This window comes from Bacteroides sp. RTP31139st1_H2_RTP31139_211217 (genome assembly GCF_040227615.1).
GTDB lineage: Bacteria > Bacteroidota > Bacteroidia > Bacteroidales > Bacteroidaceae > Bacteroides > Bacteroides uniformis.
The window spans coordinates 1-1,848 of record NZ_JBCNZM010000221.1; the positions used below are offsets into that span (position 1 = coordinate 1).

The 1,848-nt window shown below is 37.3% G+C and carries 1 pseudogene; it reads right to left on the reverse strand.

The window, feature by feature from the left end:
- Positions 1–434: 434 nt before the first annotated feature.
- Positions 435–1,848: pseudogene (locus tag ABUA47_RS22260) on the reverse strand (hypothetical protein); the annotation flags it as partial.

The window sequence follows — 1,848 nt, forward strand, 5'->3', positions numbered from 1 at the left end:
GTTTGATTGTATTCACTGCCGCAAAGCTACAACCAAACCTCAAAGTGTAAAAGGTGCATTTGTTCGAATGCTTACGTTAATAGGGTGTTCAGTTAGATGTTCTCATTTTGGATTCGGTTTAACAATTTAACCTTTTGACAATGAATATTATAGTCTGATTTTTAGGTGCAAAATTAACTCTTTCAAAAAGCCCTGTTATTTCCTTAATCTGCTTTTGTTGTACACTATGTAGCTATCAGCATTTTAGGGAAAGAGTGATTGCTTTTTTCAGCAAAAATCGGAACGTCAAACTGAACACCCTAATATAAGTTAATCCGATAGTAGTAATTCAATAGTTTGTGTTTATAAATTCATTTAGGAACTTTTCGGGGCAGTCGCAAACTTCCGCATACATTCAAGATAGAAGTGTAATCTCTTGATTGTATGTTTTTTAATTACAATGTCACTTTGAAGACTCTCAGTACTCTTGTCCATTTTTTTGCACATCCATTTTCATCGTGGTATGGAGAGCAACCATATTGCAGTCCGTGATTAATGCTCCCTGATTTAAATACGTTGTTGCACATCCAAAACTCACTTAGTTTTGTATTGTCAACGTTGTGGAACTCTACATATCCAGACATGGTTTGGAAATAACGTCTGAAATTATCAATCTTGTTCGTCTTTATGTCGTTGATATGTGGGGACACACAGACATAATAGTTTTCTGCTTTCTTTATTCCCTCCATCAACGAAAGGATATGTGGTGTAGAATAATCGTCTATGTCAAGTATGTTCGAGAAAAGATTCACTACAACGTTGTTTCTTATGATACCTATGTCATTTAGCTCAACATCATCAAGCTTCTTGCACACTGTTCTTACAGAACATTCTGAATTAATGGCTTTGCAATGAAGCGAGGCACGTTTAATTGCTAATTCCGACGGGTCTATTAAAATGATTTGATTGATATTTTCTTGATAGTATTTCTCACAGAACAGCATTGAAGCCAATCCTTGTCCGCATCCCCAATCGATTATTGTCAATGGTTGGTCAAATTGCTGCGGAAAAGGCTCTGCCAGAGCAGACTGTATCTTAGCTTTATGCATATTACCATAGTTTTTCAGATAATTATATAACCCTTGTTCTTCTGTTATAGGATTAACGCCGCGACCTTTATCAAAGTTGTCAGAAGCATGGGCAACAGCATGTTGTCTAATTGTATCAAAGCATTTATTGGCAGAATTTATCCAATTCGCATACTCTGTACCTTCTTCAATGAGGTACGGCTCATCTGACGTAAACGGTGAAGCACTCAGATTTTGACAATTCAGAAGATCTATTGCTTCCTGTAATTGTTCATAGGCTCGCTTATTATTGACATCAATCTTACAAACATCCTTAACATCATTCAAGAAGGGATATTTGTTTTGTTCTAGAGCTTCAAGAAATCTACCCTTCACTATCAGAGCTTTCGTTGGATGCAATGAACCTACAACAGCACTATAGTAATTAAGGAATGTAACCAAAGAGGGAAGGATGCTGTCCTCTTCTTCTTCAATCGCAATTTGAAGCAAACTGCAAATGTCTTCAAATTTCTCGATTAAGTCATCGGCAGTACTAGGTTTTGGGTAAACAAAGGACAAGCCTGCCTGCATTCTGCTTGTTATCTTTATTCCTTCATCAGACACGAGCCTTGCAAGACGGGCCATCGCACCTTGCAGATTAAGACGCTCTGCCAAGTCAAGCATAATCAGCAGAAACGACCTGTTTTGAGTGCTCGAGAAGTCAAGTTGAGAATAGCATTTGAACTTTAGTTGTACAAATTTGTCAATATCATCAGAGGCTTCAGACAGGACATTATACCTT